Genomic DNA, 20,700 nt, shown 5'->3' with positions numbered 1-20,700 from the left:
ATAAATCTTTTTTTATAGGGAAATATAAGAAAAGTATGAAAATTGCACTGCTAATAAGCTTATTGCACTTATAGCCTACAACTATTTACGGTAGTTAGGTAGAGACATCTAGCCCATATTGCTAGATTTATATAAGTGAACATTTATGATGTTTTTTTATATATAGTTCGTCTTATAGCAAAAGTATAACCTATTCACCAAATAATTGCAATACTTTTAACATGATTATTACAATCAAAATATAAAGCACTCTCATATAAATCAGAGTGCTCCTAATGATACTTTCAATATATAAATTCCTTAATACACTTTATACATTCATCTATGTCAGGGTCAATTACCCACATTGAGTTAATTATCCTTGGTTTTCCTGATTGCTCAGTAGGAATTTGTATACTTTCTGTATTCCAATCATTTATCTTATAATAGTCATATATTAGCCTTAAACATTCTTTATTACTTATATTTGTTTTAACGTTTGGATAAATACTAGCAATCAACTTAGGATATTCAGAAAAATTTAATTTCTTTACTTTCTCAATGATCAATTTAATTACTTCACGTTGTCTTTCAGTTCTTTCGTAATCACCTTTTCCTACCTTTCTAATTCTACAATAGGCAAGGGCTTGCTCACCATTTAAATGATTTAATCCACTTTTTTTTATATAATTTGTTCTGCTTCTTTTTAAACCAATTAAGCATCTATTTAACTCTCTAACTTCATATTTTTTTATATTCACATCTATTCCACCTAGAGCATCAATAACTCTTTCAAAACCTTTAAAATTAATTATTACGTACTTGTCAATCTTCAAATCAAAATTTTTATTGATTGTTTCTTTTAATAACTCTATTCCTCCAAAGGCATATGCTGCATTTATACGATTGTTTTTATGTCTAGGAATTTTCACATAAGTATCTCTCATTATAGATGTTAATTTCAGCTGCTTTTTAAATTTATTTATCGAAGCTATTATTATAGTATCTGCTCTAGCAAGTTTAAAATTATTGTTTCTGCTATCTATTCCAACTAAAAGTATATGCTCTATTCCATCTTCTATTTTTTCTTTAATCTTACTTTTTTGACTTTCTTGTTTTACTCTTCTATTATCAATTCTAATTTTTTCTATAATATTGTCCGATGTAATAACACTTATATCTGTAAGTTCAGGATTTTTAATTGAATCAACGACTTCAATATGACTTGTTGAAAAAGCATATGAATATAGTGGAAAAATAACTATAGGTATAAATATTATTAGAAAAAATACATATAAAGCTATTCCAATTTTTTTTATATTATCACCTCTTTCTAGCTTTTATTTTTTGTAGTTTTTTGTTTTGATATATAATAAATTTTTTCCAAATTTATAAAAATTTAAAAAATTTGAATACATACAAGGCAACATTTGCTAATATGAATTTAAATAAAGGCTTTAATATCAATGCCGCAATACAACCTTAAATGGTAAAAAATATTAGTTGATAATGGTTGCATTATCAAAAAAAGGATAATCGTGTTCACTTCTTTAAGTCTGGAGACTTTATCGGCAATGCAACCATTGAGAAGATGATTGAGATATGTGTTCTGACTATGGTCAAGCAAGGTTTTGAAGAAACAAAGGCTAGAGAAATAATGAATAATCTTTTTCTATTCCTAAAAATATGGCAAAGTTTTCATTTAACATAGTTTATGATTCGTTTTGTCATAAAATATAGAAAATATGATAAAACGAACCATAATCAAATCAATGCCATTTATCTTATTCTATTATGTATGAAGTTATTAGTTTAATAGTATTTATTAAAGCATTCATATGAGTACGTTCCATGGAATGTGAGGCATGAACACCAGGTCCTACTAAAGCACCCTTTATATTGTTTCCACCCTTGAGGGCAGCAGACACATCGGAACCATAGTATGGATATACATCTATAGCATAGTCTATATCCTTGTTTTTAGCGAGAGAAACTAGCTTTGAAACCATATCATAATCATATGGTCCCGAAGAATCCTTGGCACAAATAGAAACTTGCATTTCAGTACAATTTAAATCATCTCCAATTGCCCCCATATCTATAGCTATAAATTCATCTATATCTTCGGGTATAAATGATGCCCCATGTCCTACCTCTTCATATGTAGAAATAAAGAGCTTTATATTATTAAGCGGAATTATCATATGGGTCTTTAAAAGCTCCATTAAACCAAAGAGTATAGCTACTCCAGCCTTATCATCTAAATGTCTTGACTTAATAAAGCCATTTTCCATAATTACAGTTCTAGAATCAAAGGATATATAATCTCCAACAGCTATACCAAGAGCTTCCACATCTTCCTTACACTTTACCTGCTCATCAATGCGTATTTCCATATTAGCTTCTTCACGTTTTTGCGTTTTAGCTTCTGAGTAAACATGAATAGATGGCTCAGTCGTAAGAACTGTTCCATCATAAACCTTACCATTTCTAGTATGTATTTTACAATATTCTCCTTCAACGGTTGACATTATGTAACCACCAATAGGAGTAAACCTAATCATACCAGAATCTTTAATAGAACGTACCATAGCACCTAATGTATCTACATGGGCAGAAAATCCAATAGTATAATCCGAATTTTTTCCAGGTATCGTAATGATGCCACATCCTTTTTTTGTTTTTTCAAAACTGTAGCCTAACCGTTTAACTTCTTCTTCAACTTTCTCCATTATTTCATGATAAAAACCGCTGGGACTTGGAGTAGTTAAAAGCATCTTTAATATCTCCTGTAAGTAATCTTTATTAATTCTATATTCCATGAATACCCTCCTCGAAATTTTCTAACTAATTCAATATCTATATTATACCAAATATATCAATAATTTTTTACAAATAATTTTATTAATATGAGTTATTAGTATCTTATAACCCAAAGGTTTCTTCGATGGGTTTTAAGTTACAGGTTCCATGTTGCAAGGACTAGGGTCTTTCTGATAAGTTTTGAAAGAAAACAATTTACACCAATATTTTACTGGTAATAGTTTTAATTTTCCTTATAATCCTCTATTTTAGTTATACAGTTTTTTGCAAAAAATGTTTGAGCTTCTATACAATAAAAAAAGAGTCTGCTAAAATAATCCTTAGAATAGGTTATTTATGCAGATTTTCTCTTTTATTTAATAACTATTAAACTTTTATTCAGCAAGTTCTAATGCGATTTCCATCATTTTAGTAAATGCAGTTTGTCTTTCCTCTGGAGTAGTTTCTTCGTGTGTCAAAATATGATCGCTTACTGTTAATATACATAATGCATTAACTCCAGCACGTGCAGCATTCATATATAAGGCTGCTGCTTCCATTTCAACACCTAATATGCCCATTTTTTTCCACTTTAATATTGCATCAGGATTATCTCCATAGAAAATATCACTAGATAATATATTCCCAATATGAACTTTTATATTTTTTTCGTCGGCAACTTTTTTAGCCTTCTCTAAAAGCTTCCAAGAAGCAACTGGTGCAAAGGTTCCAGGCAATTCATATTGAGCTGCATAATTTGAATTTGTTGATGCCCCAATTCCAAAAATAACATCATATAGCTTAAGGTTTTCTTGAAGCGCTCCACATGAACCAATTCGAATTAAGTTCTTTACACCAAAAACATTAATCAATTCCCAAGAATAAATTCCAATACTAGGCATTCCCATGCCACTACCCATGACTGAAATTTCTTTTCCTTTGTATTTACCAGTATAACCAAACATATTGCGAACTGCATTAAATTGAATTGCGTCTTCTAAAAAATTATCTGCTATATATTTTGCACGCAATGGGTCTCCTGGCAATAAGATCGTTTCCGCTATTTTAATATTATCTGATTTAATATGTGGCGTGCTTTTTGACATATTCATCTTCCTCCTTATTGTCTTTTTATATATTTTTTAATTGAATAAATTGCATAATTACCATACTAAAAAAACAACTATTAAATATAGTTTTAAAAACTTCAAGGCTATACCATGTATATTATGCAATTTCTTCAAATCTGTAAATAAACTTTACCTCAAAGCTATTTTTATTATATGACAAAGAAGTTTACTTGTCACGATATAGCTGCTTAATTCTTTATTATACTTTCCAATAATTTAAAAATTATTGGAATAGTTAATGGATTTAACTTGAGCAAATAATCTACAACAAATCATATTATATTATTTTCATTAAAATACTCAATAAATAAGTTTTTATCTGAGTTTTTTTGATTATGTAACATAGATTCTATTTTTGATATTTTCTCAATTAGTAGTTGTTTCGGTTTCAATTCTTTAGATTTTTCTAATAATTCTTCTGCAACTCCATACTTTTTCCCCATCATGGCTAACATGGCCAATTGAAAATATACTATGGCAGTATCATTATTTGTTCTAAGACCATGCTCTAAAGCTTTTTCATAACATATTACAGCATTTGACAGATTTTGTTCACTAGTTTCTACATACGCCTTTATCCAATAATAATAGCCTTTATATGATGGGCTAAGCCAATCAACCTTTAGTGTTTCATTTAGCAGATTTTTTGTTTTCTCTAAATTATTTTTCTTCATACTTCTAAACGCAGCCGTTATAGAACCGTATCTAATATAAGTAAATATCATTATCAAAGCTGCAAATATAAAAAATCCTGCTCCCTTAATAATTCCTGCCAACAAAAACAAAACTGCTAATAACCCATACAGCACAATTAATCCAATTCTAATATTTCTTGTAAGCATTAAGTTAAACCTCCTTTTAAATATGTTGCTAGATTCTAAACAAAATCTAACCATGAATTAACTTACTACAAATTTTTTATTTAATTTTATCATATAAGCAAATTGAATGATTGCCATTCTAAAAAATCAACTACTGCATATAGTTTTAAAATCTCAAAAGGCATACCATATATATTATGCAATTGACTCATATATATAGGATTTACATAGCAAAACTTAATTTAATTTCTTATAGCATCATATTTTTCTCAATGTATGAAGGTCTTTATAAATTGCTATTTATAGGCATTATAGCCAAGTATTTAGTATTGATAATGTATATCCCAAATGATAAAGTAAATTTGTTAAGGAGTGAATTGCTATGAAAAAAATAATATGTTCAATACTTGTTGCCTCGATGTTTTTAACGAATACTGTTTCCCATGCAAATTCTTTTTTAATGCATACTGCCAAAGCAGGAGATTCCTATTTTTACATATCAGAAAAATATAATGTCACCATTAATGAGCTCAAGGCTTTAAATGAAGATTCAGATGATATAATTTATGAAGGCAGCTTAGTTAAAGTAAAGCCTATTTCCAAGAATATAACTATAAAGATAGATAATATAACTCTTCAGCCAGACCAATCGCCCTACATCGAGAATAATCGTACTTTTGTCCCAATTCGTTTTATAGCTGAAGCTCTAAATATAGATAAAATTCTTTGGGATGATTCTAGTAAGACAGCGACATTAATGAATAATGAAAAAACAATAAAGCTGACTTTAGGTTCACATATAGCAAATGTAAATGGTAAAGATATTAAACTGGATGCACCTATAAGTATATACAAAGGAAGAACCTATATACCTATACGCTTTATTTCTGAGATTTTTGATTGTATCGTAAGCTGGGATAATAGTAGTTCTACAGTTTTAATAGATACAAAGAGTACCTATAATGAAGACCTTTATTGGTTATCTAGAATCATAGAAGCAGAAGCTCAAGGAGAGCCCTTTGAGGGTAAACTAGCTGTGGGTAATGTGGTGGTAAATAGAAAAAATAGTCCTAACTTTCCAAATACCATAAAAAAAGTTATTTTTGATACTAATTATGGATATCAATATACACCTGTACTCAACGGAACTATTTATAATTCACCTTCATGGGAAAGTATTAAAGCAGCTAAGATGGTGTTAGCAGGTAATAACAATATTTCTAATTGTCTATACTTTTTAAATCCAAGAAAATCAACAAATACCTGGATTATAAAAAATAGAACCTTTTATAAAAGCATAGGCTTACATGATTTTTACAGATAAAAAGACCTTCTGAGATTTTACTTAGAAGGTTCTTTATCTTTTCATTATTTTGGCTACTGATGTTACAAAGATTATTGCCACGGAAATAGCTCCACTAGTAAATACAGCCTCTGTTCCAAACTTTGCTGCCGTATTGAAATCTTGATTTATAAGATTCACCATGGATAAATATATTGTATAACCTGGTACCAAGGGAACAATTCCTGGAATAACAAAGGTAGTAACAGGCTTTTTATCTACTCTAGCAAATATTTCTCCTAATATTCCAACAAGAATTGAAGCCAAAAAAACTGAAAATGTTGAAGAAATAGTTATATCCTTTGTATACATATATATTGTCCAACCAATTCCACCTGTTAACCCAGCATAGAATATCGATTTTTTAGGAACATTGAATAAAACTGAAAAGCCAACTGTAGAAATAAATGCAAAAATGAAATCCTTATAATAAAGCATTAAAACGTACCTCCAAACAAATGTATCCACAATTTAAGAACAGTACCTACTCCCACTGCAATGGATATTGCTATTAAAATCGCTTCAGCTACTCTGGAGGTTCCAGCAATTAAATCTCCTGATATAAAATCCCTAAGTCCATTGGTAAGAGCCACTCCTGGTACCAAAGGCATAATAGAACCTACTATAATCATATCGATACTCGTTCCAAAGCCAATACTTTTTGAGCAAAGTGCTAAAAATGAAATCAAGGCTCCACTGGTGGCGTTGGCAAGAAAGCTGGTATTACTCAGCTTTTCTATCTCCCAATTCACCTTTATAGCAATTATAGATATCAAAAACGCTAATATAAAATCAGTAGCTCCTCCTCCAAATAATAGAGCAAAAAAAGCCGACGCAAGTCCTGTAAAAAAGGTTCTTATGCTTTTTTTATACTTACGTTCCTTATCTATTTTCCTAAGTTCCAGTATTGCCTCCTTCTCACTTATATCTTCTTCTACAAATCTTCTTGCAAAATTATTTACTTCTGAAATTTTACTTAGATTAATTGTTCTTCCTTTTATTCTTTTTATAAAGCTTATACCATCCAGTCTATCGTCAGATACAAATATACCTGTTGGAGTTACAAAGGAATTCACATGCTTTAATCCCTTAGATTTACATATTGTATCTATAGTTTCTTCTGTTCTATAGGTTTCTCCTCCATTTTTTAGTAATATTTCTCCTGCATAAAGAGCAATTCGTAAAATAGATTTTTTTTCTTCCTGTGTCATTATAGTAACCCCACTTTATTAGGCATCAAATATATACCATATTGTTAATGATAATTATTGCACTAAGCAAAATACAATATAACTCTTTTTATATTATTTGTCAATCCATTATATTTTTTATTTTTACACTATAAAAATTAATAGCCTTATAGAATTTTATTCTGAATTCTATATAAGGCTATTAGTTTTATTTTACCTATTTTCTATAAGTATTTACTCTAAAGGCTTTAAGCTTTCGTCTCCCTTTAATCTAAGGATAGTCTGAGTCAATAATTCTATCTCATTTTCAATATCCTTTAAACTTACGATCTCAGAAGGTGAATGCATATATCTAAGTGGTAAAGATACTAATGCAACTGGTACTCCTTTTCCACTAAGTCTTATCTTGTCAGCATCCGTTCCTGTTGTTCTTGGAGTTAATTCGTATTGTACTGGTATACTATTTTCTTTAGCTGCAGCTTCCATTAATCGATTGATCTTCATATTTATTGGAGATCCCTTTGATAGTATAGGCCCTTCACCTAACTTAATCTTTCCATACTTTCTATTATCTACATCTGGATAATCCGTTGCAAAAGAAACATCACAGGCTATTGCCATAGTAGGCTCTATACTACTTCCAGCAAAATATGCTCCACCCATATTGGTCTCTTCGTTTACTGTACTAACTGCATAAAGTGCAACATTCGGATTTTTATTAGAAACTCTTCTTAAAACCTCTGCCACAATAAATGCACCTGTCCTATTATCAAGACCTCTTCCAACTAACTTGTTATTTAGTATGTATTCAAAATCCATATCATAGATAACATAATCGCCTATCCCAACATATTTCTCAATTTCCTCTTTGTTTTTAGCCCCACAATCTACATAAATGTCCTCTATTTTAATCTCATCCTTGGCTCCACCTTGATGCTCAGCTTTGACGCCAATAACTCCTTTGATAACTCCATTTTTTCCTAATATTCTTACCCTCATGCCAAGAGCAAGCTTTTGACTAATACCACCTGCTTTTGCAATATATATATATCCATCATCATCAATATAATTTACCATAAAGGCTATTTCATCACAGTGCCCTGCTAGCATAACTTTAAAGGGCTTATCTGGATTGACAGAGGCTATGACATTTCCAACCATATCTGTTTCAACTTTATGGGCAAAGCCTTTTACATAGTCCATCCAGATCTTTTGAATCTTAACTTCATCTCCCGATGGTGATGGTGCCAATAATAACTCTTCTAAAAATTCCTTTGACTCTTTTCTCATATGCTTTTACCCCCAGTAAACGTTATAATATAATCATACAATACTACATATAACTATTTCTTCAAATAACAAAATTAAAAATATATTGTCAACAACAATTGCTTACTTCATTTTTATATCTAAACAAAATAATCAGTCAAATGTTTACTCTATAATTTTTTCGACATCTCTTCAAGTATAAAAGCTGTTGAATTTATTTCCTGTATGGAAGCAGTAATTTCTTCAAGTGCATTAGCTTGTCCTTGGAAAATAGTATTGGTTTTTGCAATATTTTTTTCTACATATTCAACAGAATTCTTTATTTTTTTCAGTATTCCATTAATCTCATTAATAGACTTGCTACTAGATACTGATAACTTACGAATTTCTTCAGCAACTACCGCAAACCCTCTACCACTTTCACCAGCACGAGCTGCTTCAATAGCAGCATTTAATCCCAAAAGATTTGTATCCGTTGCTACATTATTAATAAATTTAACTATTTCATCTGTCCGTTTTGTTTCATTGCTTGTTTCAGTAACACTTTCTAAAACTTTTGCATTAGACTTCACAACATCTTGGATTCCTTTAGAAATTTCTTGGATAGTAGCAGAAATTTGTTGCAAAGCACAAGATAGATTTTGAGCTATATCATTCATTTCAGCTTGTCTTTTTAAGCTTCTTGCTGAACTTATTCCTCCAATTATTTCGCCATTTTCATCTTTTATAGGAATCCCTACAGCTTTTATCGGTACCCCAAATACTTCCTTTGGAACAATAATAGATACTGGTCTGCCTTGTTTTATAGCTGTATCAATAGCACTTCCTTCACGTATTGGAGACCCAACTTGTATTCCCAATTGAAGATTTTCATTTGGCGCATACCCTACATATTCCTCCATGTTTGTTAATCCAATAACAACATCATCATCAAACAATCTCTGTATATAGGATATAAACTTTTTAAAGGAATATATCATTTCATGAGATTCATTATTATTGTACATAAATATTCCTCCTAAAAATCAATATTATAGATTTCCCATAGTAAAACTTAATTTATGCATATCAAAATATCCAAAGTTTTTGGGGATTTTTGATATGTATAAATTAACTATTTTACTGGAATATCTATATAGAAATTTAAGTAAAGACTTTATATATAATTAAATTTTAACATTTTAATAAATTATGTCAATTTATCTATATAATTATTGCATAGTAAAAATTCCTCAAAAAATCTCCTTTTTCGCCTGAATTATATAGTTAATTCTTGCTAAAAGGAGATTTTATAGGTATATGACCCTAAAGATTCACCTGCAAAATTTTTGTTGCCAACTATCAACAATTAGCTAAATTCTTATAATTAAACAAAATTAATAAATTGTTAAATTTTTAAACTACATATTTTTATTTTAAATTAAGCATGGATTTTCATATTCCTATTATTTACTAAACAGACAATAATATTTTCTCAAGTCTTTTTATCCTTTCTTTACACATAGGATTTATTCCATGTAATCTATAGGGTATATTCATAACTTCATATTTTTGTACTCCCAGTGTATGGTATGGAAGCAGTTCAACCTTCTCTACATTTTCAAAATTATTTATTATATGCTGTAGTTTTTGAATATGTTCTTGACTATCTGTAATCCCTGGTACAACTACATGTCTTATCCATAAATTTGAACCCGATTCTTTCAATACCTTGGCAAAATTCCAAAACTCATCAATATTTCCTCCAGTCAGTTCCCTATATCCTTTACTATCGATATGCTTTATATCTAAAATAACTAAATCTGTATATTTTAGGATTTCTTCGTATTTCCCCTTACCAAAGCCCGCTGTATCAATTATTGTATGTAATCCCTTTTCTTTACAAATCTTAAGAAATTTAATTAGAAATTCAGGCTGCATCAATGGCTCTCCTCCCGAGCATGTAATTCCTCCTCCTGATTTTTTGAAATAGGATTCAAATCTTAATGCTTTTTCCAGTAGTTCTTCTGCACTGACTTCTTTTCCTTCTTTTATATTCCATGTGTCAGGATTTTGGCAATATCCACATCTCAGTTTACAGCCCTGAAAAAACACTACAAATCTTATACCAGGTCCATCCATAAGTCCCATAGTCTCAATAGAATGAACTCTACCCAACATGTTCTCGTCCTCCTCATGTTTAAAGACTCCAGACTATAGCTCTAGTAAATCCCCAACCTTTTTTACCTTATACCGACTCATGAAAAGTTCTTTTTATAACTTCAAGCTGTTGTTCCCTTGTTAGTCTATTGAAGTTAACAGCATAACCCGATACTCTTATTGTCAATGTTGGATATTTTTCTGGATGCTCCATAGCATCTATAAGTACTTCTCTATTCATAACATTTACATTTAAATGATGGGCTCCCTGTGAAAAATAGCCATCTAAAATAGACACCAAATTAATTACTTTAGTCTCTTCATCTTTGCCTAAGACCTCAGGTATAATAGAGAATGTATTTGAAACACCATCTTCACAAACCAAACGATAAGGTATTTTAGCAACAGAATTCAGAGCAGCTAATGCCCCATTTTCATCCCTTCCATGCATAGGATTAGCACCTGGTGCAAAGGCTTCTCCTTTTTTTCTTCCATCAGGTGTCGCTCCCGTCTTCCTTCCATAAACTACGTTTGAAGTAATAGTCAATACTGATAAAGTTTGACGTGCATTTCTATATGTCCTATGTTTCTTTAGTTCCTTCATAAATTTTCTTAATAATTCAACAGCTATATCATCTACTCTGTTATCATCGTTTCCATATTTAGGAAAGATACCATCTATATCAAAGTCTTCAGCTATTCCATCTTTTCTTATGGGCTTAACCTCGGCATACTTTATTGCACTTAAGGAATCGCATGCTACAGATAATCCAGCAACTCCAAAGGCCATCATCCTACCAACTTCTGTATCATGAAGTGCCATAAGACCTGCCTCATAGGCATATTTATCATGCATATAGTGTATTATGTTCATTGTATTTACATAAAGCTCTGCAATATATTCTAAAACCTTGTAATAATTATCCTTGACTTTATCATAATCTAACTTTTCATCTTCGATTTTTTCTATTCTAGGTACCACTAATATTCCTGTTCTCTCATCTACACCACCATTTATGGCGTAAAGAAGGGCCTTGGCAAGATTGCATCTTGCTCCAAAAAACTGCATCTGCTTTCCTATTGCCATTGCAGAAACACAACAAGCTATTCCATAGTCATCTCCATAAACTGGTCTCATGATATCATCATTTTCATATTGAATAGAATCAGTTATTATTGACATTTTAGCACAATATTTTTTAAAGGCTTCGGGAAGCTTTTCAGACCATAAAATAGTCATATTAGGCTCTGGAGCTGGTCCTAGGTTAGTTAGAGTATGCAAAAACCTAAATGAAGTTTTAGTAACTAGAGTTTTACCATTTATAGTCATTCCTCCTATAGCTTCTGTAATCCAATTAGGATCTCCAGCAAATAATTCATTGTATTCAGGAGTTCTTAAATGCCTTGCCATTCTAAGTTTTATAACAAATTGATCAATTAATTCTTGAGCTTCTACTTCATTTAATTTACCCTCTCTTAAATCCCTTTCTATATATATATCTATAAAAGTACTTGTTCTTCCAAGGGACATAGCTGCTCCATTATTTTCCTTTATCCCTGCCAAATACCCAAAATATAAAAATTGAACAGCTTCCCTTGCACTTTCAGCGGGTTTTGAAATATCATATCCATATGCTTTAGCCATTTCTTTTATCTCTTGTAATGCCCTTATCTGATCGGTAACCTCTTCCCTTTTCCTAATCAATTCTTCATCCATAAAGCCTTTCAAATTCTTGAAATCCTTTTTCTTATCTTCTATTAAGAAGTCTATGCCATATAGTGCTATCCTTCTAAAGTCACCAATTATTCTTCCCCTTCCATAGGCATCGGGAAGACCCGTCAATAATCCCGCACTTCTAGCCTTTTTTATTTCTTCTGTATATACATCAAATACCCCTTGATTATGGGTCTTACGATATTTCTTAAAAATATCCTCCATTTTTTCATTCAATTGGTATCCATATGCCTTCAATGCAGATTCTACCATCCTTATACCGCCAAATGGGTTAATCATCCTTTTTAAGGGCTCATCCGTCTGCAATCCAACTATTACTTCATTTTCCTTATCTATATATCCTGGCTTAAAACTATTAATACCAGAAACCTGGGTTCTATCTATGTCAAGCACTCCTTTTTCAAGCTCCCTTGAAAAAAGCTCTTTACAAATATTCCACACCTTATCTGTTCTTTCAGTAGTTCCTTCTAAAAACTCTTCATTTCCCTCATAGGGTGTATAATTTTTAATAATAAAATTCCTTACATCTACTTCCTTTGACCAATTTCCATCATTAAATCCTAACCATTCTTTTTTAAACATCAAAAAAACCTCCTCGACTTATGTTTATAAGTTCTGGAGGTTTCAAAAAAACGATAGACCCCCAGACTTATCGCCCAGGCGGTCGGCATATCTTCGAATCACACTCCATGTGGTTAATTCCACTTCCGCCAGTCATGTGATTCATTTTTAATGAATATATTATCATTGAATTTGTATTATCATAATACCAATCCTCTAATATTTTGTCAATATTTTTAGTGTAAAATTCGTACCTGTACATATATTGTTTGATAAATATATTTTTAAGTTAGAATTTTCTTAAAACATAAACTATGCTTATATATTCCCTATGTTTTAAACTACATTCATGTTTTCAACAAGATTTTTCATCCATTTTTCAGATTTATACCTTCTAATAGATATTACACACTTTACTACTTCTTCAAGGGTTACTAATAAATATACCTGATAAACAGGAATATCCATAAAGAAAGCCCCTATAGCACACAAAGGCACCCCTATTAACCACATAGTTCCAAGTTCTATTTTCAAAACATAGGATGTATCTCCTCCACCCCTTAATATACCTACTATTAAAAGAACATTCATAAATCTTACAGGCAATATTAAAGCTGTTATTAGAAGCATAAACAAAGCATTATGATACACCTCATTAGAAACTTTATAAATAGTTAAAATAGATTTTGAAGAAAGTATGAGGGCTAAAGCTATAACTATGGAAAGTATAAAGCATATTCTTATAAGCTTCTTTGAATAAACCTTAGCTTTTTCAAAATCATCTTTTCCAATTTCATTTCCAATCATAACACATGCCGCATTAGATACAGCAAATAAAACTATAAAGAACATGTTTTGTACAGTCATACATATTTGAACTGCTGCAATAGCCCTAGTTCCCATATTCCCATAAATGATTGAGTACATCACTGCTCCAAGACCCCAACAAAGCTCATTTATAACAACAGGTACAGCCACATTCATAGTATTATTGAAAAACTTCTTATCAAATGCTAACATTTCACCAAGTGAAGCATTTAATATGTGTTCCCTTTTGTATATTAGCAAAAGAATTAAAACCATTTCCGCTGCCCTTGCAATTAAAGTAGCAATAGCTGCTCCCTTTACACCCATAGCTGGCATATTAAACTTTCCAAATATTAATGTATAGTTGAAGAAAATATTTAATAAAAGTGCAAATAAGCTGCATAGCATTGGTAAAAAGGTCTTTTGTACCCCTCTGCTTCCTATCCCAAAGGCTAAGGACACAGAAGTAAAAATATAGCTTATACATACAATCATAAGATAGCTTTTTCCAAGCTTTATAACAATATCATCTCTGTTAAAAATACTTATTATCTCCGTACTGAAAAATCTACCAGTAAAAGTAAATATAAGGCTTATTGATAGTCCTAGAGCAAGGGATATACCCAAAACCTTTCTAATATTAGATGTATTCTTTTTTCCCCAGAATTGGGATATAAGTACATTACAACCCGAATATATTCCCATTATTATAATATTGAACAAAAAAAAGTATTGATTGGAAATTCCTAACGCAGCAACAGCTTCTTCTCCAAGCCTTCCTATCATAAAACTATCCATAAGATTAATAGTTGATGTGATAAAGTACTGGATCATTATAGGAAAAGCAATTTTAAAAAGATTATTATAAAAAGACGATTTTTTCATTTGTATCCCCCTTCAAATCCTATATGAAAAAACACTATAAAACCAATGGAAAGTTTTATAGTGGATTTCTTCACTGTAAAATAGATATTAGCTTTTATAATTTTACTTATTATGCTAGTTTCTATCACAAGAATTTTAATAATTTCTAAGAAAAATGTAAAACCTTTGTTACTATTTCTATGTTAAAAAAACATTCTAAGTTTTAAAAGCTACTATCTTTAAATTAAATTTTTACATAAAAAGTATATCATCATAAAATATAAATATCAATAGACTAAAATAATTTAAACCCATTGTACCAATAAATAAAATTTTGTAGCCTTGAAATACCTTAGGAGTTTTAATATTTCATTTCAGTGATTTCTATAAATCTGTTTTTTCCTTCAATATCATATAAAAAAACAGGTTTATTACATGAACGAAAAGGAAATATTAGAACTCCCTCAATAAAAACTGGCACAATGAGTTAATTTATACTATTTGTTTTATTATAAACATACTTTTCTATACTTACTCCCTATTTAAAAGCTTTGAAACTTCATTATTCTCAGATATTTCCTCAATTTTTCTAATGCCAAATTGTCTAAGTATTTTCATTACATTTGCATTATCAAATGGAGTCATTATTAGCGAATCTTCTCCAAATTCATTTACTAATTTAGTGGCTTTTTCAACATCTATGTTAGTTCTTGGTCCTCCCACACAGCCACCATTGCAACCCATACCTTCAACGAAATTATAATCTATATCTTTTTGTAAAGATAATTCATCCAAAATTTGTTTACAGCTTTTTACTCCATCTACCTTTTTTGCTTTAAGCTTTATCAGCCTTCTAGGCTCTAATCTATTTACAACTGTTTTTACTGAAAAGCTTACTCCACCAGTTCTTGCATATACTCTTCCTCCAAATGAAGCCTGATCCTTATCATCACTGGGAAGCTCCTTTAGATTAATATTTAAAATCTCAAATATTTCCCTTAGCTCTCTAAATGTCAATACAAAATCAATATCCTTCCTCAAATTAGGCTCCTTTGCCTCAGCTTTTTTTGCTATACAAGGACTTATAAAAACAACTTTTATATCCTTATAAAGTCTTTTTAAAAATCTACTCGAAGCTATCATTGGAGAAATAGATGGTGGCATATGTTCAAATAGCTTTGGATAATTTTTTTTAACTAGATTAAACCACACTGGACAACAGCAGCTGGTTAAATAGAAGTCCTTTTCCTCTCTTACTAGCTTAACGAACTCAAAGGCTTCTTTTATAGTAAGTATATCTGCAAACAAAGCTACTTCCACCATATCTTTAAATCCTAAAATCTTGAATGCCGTTCTAATTTGTCCCATGGTTATATCGTTTCCAAACTGTCCAACAATAGATGGAGCAACCGCAGCATAGACAATAGTATTTTCATCCTTTAAAAAATCAATCAAGGGAATAAATTCTATCTTATCAGCTAAGGCTCCAAAATCACATTTTGTAACACATTCTCCACAACTTAAACACTTATTATTTTCTATTATAGGCCCCTTGCCTCTTCTGTATATGTGGGCTTCATACTTACATGAATCTACACATTTACAATCCTCATCATCACAATACTCACATACCCCATCTATCTTAGCAACAATGGGTTCTTTTATCTCCTTAGAATTTTTTACTATACTTAATTCATCTTGAAAATCTTTATCTCCCTTAGGATTCAGTCCCATGGCTATTCTAATATGATCCTTAATAAATGGGATATCTTTGTCTTGAAAATCATATTTTTCTTTGACCTTCTTTACCAATTCATTTAGGTCTTTAATGTCTTTCATTTTTCCATCCCAATAAGCCTTAACAACTTCTCCAAAAATCCTCATTCTCTTTTCTTGAAAATTTTTAAATCTATTATCTATAGTACCTCATCCTTTCATTATATAATTTTTAGTTTATTTGATAATCTTTTATATAAGAGTTTATAAAAATTTAAGTAAAAACTTTAATTTATACATATCCAAAACGCCCAGAAACGTTGCGTATTTGTACATGTATAAATTAAGTTTTACTATGTAAATCCTATACATATGATATATTCTCCAAATTTAATATCTTTATTTAAAAATTTATATAAAGGTAATAATATTAAGTATAAACAATTATGTAAATAAATCAATATTAATGTTAAAATAATAATAGCATAAAAATTTTTTAATATAGAAAGGCGGAATAATATGAATAAAAAAAATTTAGAAAAATATGCTGACTTAGCTGTTAAAATTGGTGTAGGAGTGAAAAAAGGTCAAACAGTAATTATTAATTCCCCTATTAATGCATTTGATTTAGCAAGGGAAATAACAAAAAAATGTTATGAAGTTGGAGCTAAGGATGTTATAGTTGAATACAACGATGAAGAAATTACTCATCAAAAACTATTGAATTCTCCTGATGAAGTTGTTAAAAATTTCCCAAAATGGAGAATAGATGGTTTAATGAACTACATAAAAGAAGGTGCTGCTGTTATAAATATAGTATCCTCAAATCCAGATCTTCTATCGGATGTTAAGCCTGAAAGACTAGCCCTCCAAAATAAAGTAGCTGCTGAAGCTTCTAAGGAGTATAAAGAATATGTATTAGGCGGCAAAGCCTGCTGGACTATAGTTGCCTATCCTAATCAATACTGGGCAAACAAAGTTTTTCCAGGATTATCTGCAGAAGAAGCTATTGAAAAATTATGGTCCAGTATTTTTAAGGCTACAAGAGTAGATAATGAAGATCCTATTAAAGCTTGGGAAGCTCACATAAATAACTTAAATGAAAAGCTAAGCTTCTTAAATGAAAAATCCTTTGAAAAGTTAATATTTACTGCTCCAGGTACAAATCTTGAGGTTCAGCTTCCAAAGGGTCATGTGTGGATTGGAGGAGGTCAAACAAGCGTAGATGGTGATTATTTCTTACCAAATATACCTACTGAAGAAGTTTTTACTGTCCCCAAAAAAACAGGGGTGAATGGTACACTTAGAAGTACAAAACCATTAAATTATAAAAGTAATTTAATTGATAATTTTGAATTAACTTTCAAAGATGGAAAAATCATAGACTTCAAAGCTGAAAATGGCTATGATACACTTAAAAACTTAATTGAAACCGATAAGGGATCACATTTTTTAGGTGAAGTTGCATTAGTTCCCCACGACTCACCAATATCAAATACAGACATAATATTCTATAATACTTTATACGATGAAAATGCATCATGTCACTTTGCTATAGGTTCAGCTTATTTATTATGTATTGAAGATGGCCCTAAGCTTTCTAAAGAAGATAAGGAAAACTTAGGTATAAACGATAGTCTAATCCATGTGGATTTTATGGTTGGATGCCCAGAGATGAATATACAAGGTATTACTAAATCAGGAGAAAAAGTACAAATATTCAAAGATGGTAATTGGGCATTTTAAAAGCTTTAAACCTCTTTATATAAAAGAACTTCAAGGACCTCCTTCATCTAAAGGGGTCTTTGAAATTCCTTTTGTCAATAATTGCATTTAAAAAATTTTATAGAAATTTAAGTAAAGACTTTAATTTATACATGTCCAAAACGCCCAGAAACGTTGCGTATTTGTACATGTATAAATTAAGTTTTACTATGTAAATTTTATATAGATGTGTAACCCTAAAGGTTTACATTCAAAGTTTTTGCTATTAGCTAAATAAGCAAAATATTTATGATTAAGCAAAACTCAATAAAATTTTAAACTCCTAAATCACACATCTTTATTTTGATACTTGCAAATTACCGCCTTAATTGCTAAGTAATCTATTTCCGAAGGCAATTCTTCCTTTATTGGCTTTAGCCTCTCTGTTCCTATCCTTTTAATAGCATCTAAAATAAGTGTTTCATACTCTAATGGTATAAATTCATCTAAATCTACCCCTAGCCCTTCCTGTGCACATCGAATAATATGGTTGTTTACAGTTATCTGTTTTATTTTCCTTTCTTCTGCAATCTCCTTAAGGGATTTTCCTTCCCTATACATGTTGAAGGTTATAATGTGGCTTGGTATCCTTTCTTCTCTTTTTTTCTCTTTTATCATCATACTGTCTACCATAGTCTTTGACTGCATACCATGTTTTTTTACATATTCACTAATAACATGTAAAAATTCATCACCATATTTTTTTAATTTTGCTTCCCCTACTCCTCTAATTTTAAGCATAGACTCATAATCCTCTGGACAATATTTGCTCATTTCACGAAGTGTACTGTCTGAAAAAACAATATATGGAGGCACATTCTCTCTATTTGAAATATCTTTTCTAAGGCTTCTAAGTATTTCAAATAATGAATTATCCTGAACAGCTTTTTCTCTTTTCTTATGAATCCTTTGAAATACTCTTTCCCTACCCTTTAATACTGGTATAGCTTTATTCTTAAGCTTAACAACTGGATATTGGTCCTGTGTAAGTCCAATATATCCTTCAGCAATCAATACATTTATTATGTCCTTTATCTCCTTTTCTGTATATTCTTTCATAATACCATAGGTCGATAGATTATTTAAATTCAGCTCTCTAACCCTTTTATTTTGGGAACCTCGAAGAACCTTGGCAACTAAGGTTGCTCCAAAACGCTCTTTCATTCGATAAATACAGGAAAAAATCTTTTGGGCCTCTATTGTTATATCTGTAAGATCGCTATCATCGCTACACGTGCTACAATTACTACATTCATCAGTAATATCTGTCTCTCCAAAATATTCGAGGATATACTTCCTTAGACATTTAGATGTATGACAATAATCTACTACAGCTTGTAGTTTTTTATACTCATTCCTTTGTCTAATCTCAGATACTATACTTTGTTCAATCATATATTTTTGAAGCATAATATCTTGGGGTGCATATAATAAGATACATTCACTAGGCTCCCCATCTCTACCTGCACGTCCAGCTTCTTGATAATAAGCTTCCATGCTCTTAGGAATATTATTATGGATTACATATCTCACGTTAGACTTATCTATTCCCATCCCAAAGGCATTGGTAGCAACTATAATATTTATATCATCGTATATAAATTGATCCTGAATATGTTTTCTATCTTGATTACTCATTCCTGCATGATATTTACCTGCTTTATAGCCTTGTTTTTTAAGAATATCATATATACTTTCTACCTCTTTTCTAGTAGCAGCATAAATGATACCTACTTCTTCTCTATTATTTTTTAAATAATTTAAAATATAGTCCTTTTTATTTACTCCTCTTTCTACAGAAAAATATAGATTCTCACGGTCAAATCCAGTAACGTAGACATTAGGAGCCTTAAGATAAAGAAGTTCTATTATATCCTTCTTTACTTCCTCAGTGGCAGTAGCCGTAAAGGCAGAAACAATAGGTCTATTAGGCAATTTATGTATAAATGATGCAATACAGCGATAGCTTGTCCTAAAATCATGGCCCCACTCCGATACGCAATGAGCTTCATCTACAGCAATTAAAGATATATTAAGGGCTTCTAGTAATTGTGTAAAGCCTTCAGATTCTAACCTTTCAGGGGCAATATATAAAAGCTTTATTTCCCCATTTATTGCCTTATTAATCCTATCCCTTACCTCTCTAAATTCTATGGAGCTATTTATAAAAGTAGCTGGCATTCCTATACTCCTAAGTCCATCTACTTGATCCTTCATAAGAGAAATTAGTGGAGAAATCACTAAAGTTAATCCTTCAAGCAAAAGAGATGGAATTTGATAGCATATAGATTTACCTGCACCAGTAGGCATTATAGCAAAGGTATCTTTTCCCTTTAAAATGCTATCTATAATCTTCTCTTGTCCCTTTCTAAAACTATCATATCCATAATATCTTTTCAATATTTTCCTTGCATTTTCAAGCATTTAGCCATACTCCCTCTTTAGAGTCATCGGTGACGGTTCTTTTTGACAGAGTCATCGGTGAGAGTCATCGGTGACGGTTCTTTTTGACTCATTTTATCCTTTGAACGATATTTCTATTAATACCTAAAATATTAGCTATTTGCCTTATTGACAAATC

Annotated in this window: 16 protein-coding genes and 2 riboswitches; of the genes, 3 read left to right on the top strand and 13 right to left on the bottom strand. The window is 30.7% G+C overall.

Annotated elements, in window-relative coordinates; translation table 11 throughout:
• Nucleotides 1-51 precede the first annotated feature (51 nt).
• Nucleotides 52-155: riboswitch (purine riboswitch) on the bottom strand.
• Nucleotides 156-284: 129 nt separating this feature from the next.
• Nucleotides 285-1,025 (bottom strand): LCP family protein, encoded by a 741-nt coding sequence (locus tag BUB36_RS19070; protein WP_278247808.1) that lies wholly within the window; start codon nt 1,023-1,025, stop codon nt 285-287.
• A 467-nt stretch (nt 1,026-1,492) separates the two neighbouring features.
• On the opposite strand from BUB36_RS19070, the gene BUB36_RS20625 reads away from it, so the two are divergent.
• Nucleotides 1,493-1,690, top strand: a complete 198-nt coding sequence (locus tag BUB36_RS20625) for a zinc ribbon domain-containing protein (RefSeq protein WP_073148272.1) — start codon at nt 1,493-1,495, stop codon at nt 1,688-1,690.
• 73 nt (nt 1,691-1,763) lie between these two features.
• Here BUB36_RS20625 and BUB36_RS06585 read toward each other — a convergent pair whose 3' ends face one another.
• From BUB36_RS06585 to BUB36_RS06575, 3 genes are all read right to left on the bottom strand, one after another.
• A complete protein-coding gene (locus BUB36_RS06585; RefSeq protein ID WP_073148270.1) occupies nt 1,764-2,801 on the bottom strand; it encodes a M42 family metallopeptidase in 1,038 nt (345 codons plus the stop codon).
• Between the two features lie 375 nt (nt 2,802-3,176).
• Nucleotides 3,177-3,887, bottom strand: coding sequence for a purine-nucleoside phosphorylase (deoD, locus tag BUB36_RS06580; RefSeq protein ID WP_073148268.1), 711 nt, complete (start codon nt 3,885-3,887; stop codon nt 3,177-3,179).
• A gap of 296 nt (nt 3,888-4,183) precedes the next feature.
• Nucleotides 4,184-4,753, bottom strand: a complete 570-nt coding sequence (locus tag BUB36_RS06575; RefSeq protein WP_073148266.1) for a tetratricopeptide repeat protein — start codon at nt 4,751-4,753, stop codon at nt 4,184-4,186.
• Between the two features lie 361 nt (nt 4,754-5,114).
• On the opposite strand from BUB36_RS06575, the gene BUB36_RS06570 reads away from it, so the two are divergent.
• Nucleotides 5,115-6,056, top strand: coding sequence for a stalk domain-containing protein (locus BUB36_RS06570; RefSeq protein ID WP_073148264.1), 942 nt, complete (start codon nt 5,115-5,117; stop codon nt 6,054-6,056).
• Between the two features lie 33 nt (nt 6,057-6,089).
• Here BUB36_RS06570 and BUB36_RS06565 read toward each other — a convergent pair whose 3' ends face one another.
• The 8 genes from BUB36_RS06565 to BUB36_RS06530 form a co-directional block, all read right to left on the bottom strand.
• On the bottom strand, nt 6,090-6,512 hold the full coding sequence (locus BUB36_RS06565) for a threonine/serine exporter family protein (RefSeq protein WP_073148262.1): 423 nt from the start codon (nt 6,510-6,512) through the stop codon (nt 6,090-6,092).
• Nucleotides 6,512-7,285 carry a threonine/serine exporter family protein gene (locus BUB36_RS06560; protein ID WP_073148260.1) on the bottom strand — a complete coding sequence of 258 codons (774 nt, stop codon included), beginning with the start codon at nt 7,283-7,285 and terminating at the stop codon, nt 6,512-6,514. The genes BUB36_RS06565 and BUB36_RS06560 overlap by 1 nt, the downstream gene beginning before the upstream one ends.
• A gap of 213 nt (nt 7,286-7,498) precedes the next feature.
• Nucleotides 7,499-8,554, bottom strand: coding sequence for a M20/M25/M40 family metallo-hydrolase (locus tag BUB36_RS06555; RefSeq protein ID WP_073148258.1), 1,056 nt, complete (start codon nt 8,552-8,554; stop codon nt 7,499-7,501).
• Between the two features lie 149 nt (nt 8,555-8,703).
• A complete protein-coding gene (locus BUB36_RS06550) occupies nt 8,704-9,540 on the bottom strand; it encodes a methyl-accepting chemotaxis protein (protein WP_073148256.1) in 837 nt (278 codons plus the stop codon).
• A 445-nt stretch (nt 9,541-9,985) separates the two neighbouring features.
• Complete coding sequence (gene pflA / locus BUB36_RS06545; protein ID WP_106406483.1) at nt 9,986-10,693, bottom strand: pyruvate formate-lyase-activating protein; 708 nt, start codon at nt 10,691-10,693, stop codon at nt 9,986-9,988.
• 67 nt (nt 10,694-10,760) lie between these two features.
• Nucleotides 10,761-12,989, bottom strand: coding sequence for a formate C-acetyltransferase (pflB, locus tag BUB36_RS06540; protein WP_073148254.1), 2,229 nt, complete (start codon nt 12,987-12,989; stop codon nt 10,761-10,763).
• Nucleotides 12,990-13,054: 65 nt separating this feature from the next.
• A riboswitch (ZMP/ZTP riboswitch) is annotated at nt 13,055-13,135 on the bottom strand.
• Nucleotides 13,136-13,304: 169 nt separating this feature from the next.
• Nucleotides 13,305-14,660 carry an MATE family efflux transporter gene (locus tag BUB36_RS06535; RefSeq protein ID WP_073148252.1) on the bottom strand — a complete coding sequence of 452 codons (1,356 nt, stop codon included), beginning with the start codon at nt 14,658-14,660 and terminating at the stop codon, nt 13,305-13,307.
• Nucleotides 14,661-15,170: 510 nt separating this feature from the next.
• Nucleotides 15,171-16,523 (bottom strand): [Fe-Fe] hydrogenase large subunit C-terminal domain-containing protein, encoded by a 1,353-nt coding sequence (locus BUB36_RS06530; RefSeq protein ID WP_242655734.1) that lies wholly within the window; start codon nt 16,521-16,523, stop codon nt 15,171-15,173.
• A gap of 351 nt (nt 16,524-16,874) precedes the next feature.
• Here BUB36_RS06530 and BUB36_RS06525 point away from each other — a divergent pair, with 351 nt between their 5' ends.
• The gene (locus BUB36_RS06525; RefSeq protein ID WP_073148248.1) at nt 16,875-18,101 is read left to right on the top strand and encodes an aminopeptidase; all 1,227 of its coding nucleotides are present in this window, start codon (nt 16,875-16,877) and stop codon (nt 18,099-18,101) included.
• A 306-nt stretch (nt 18,102-18,407) separates the two neighbouring features.
• Here the strand turns inward: BUB36_RS06525 and recQ are convergent, their stop codons facing one another.
• A complete protein-coding gene (gene recQ / locus BUB36_RS06520) occupies nt 18,408-20,543 on the bottom strand; it encodes a DNA helicase RecQ (protein ID WP_073148246.1) in 2,136 nt (711 codons plus the stop codon).
• Nucleotides 20,544-20,700 lie beyond the last annotated feature (157 nt).

The sequence above is a fragment of the Paramaledivibacter caminithermalis DSM 15212 genome (genome assembly GCF_900142245.1).
In the GTDB taxonomy this organism is placed as follows: domain Bacteria; phylum Bacillota; class Clostridia; order Peptostreptococcales; family Caminicellaceae; genus Paramaledivibacter; species Paramaledivibacter caminithermalis.
Note: the sequence above shows the minus strand (reverse complement) of the source record. Positions and strands in the feature narration are given on the sequence as shown.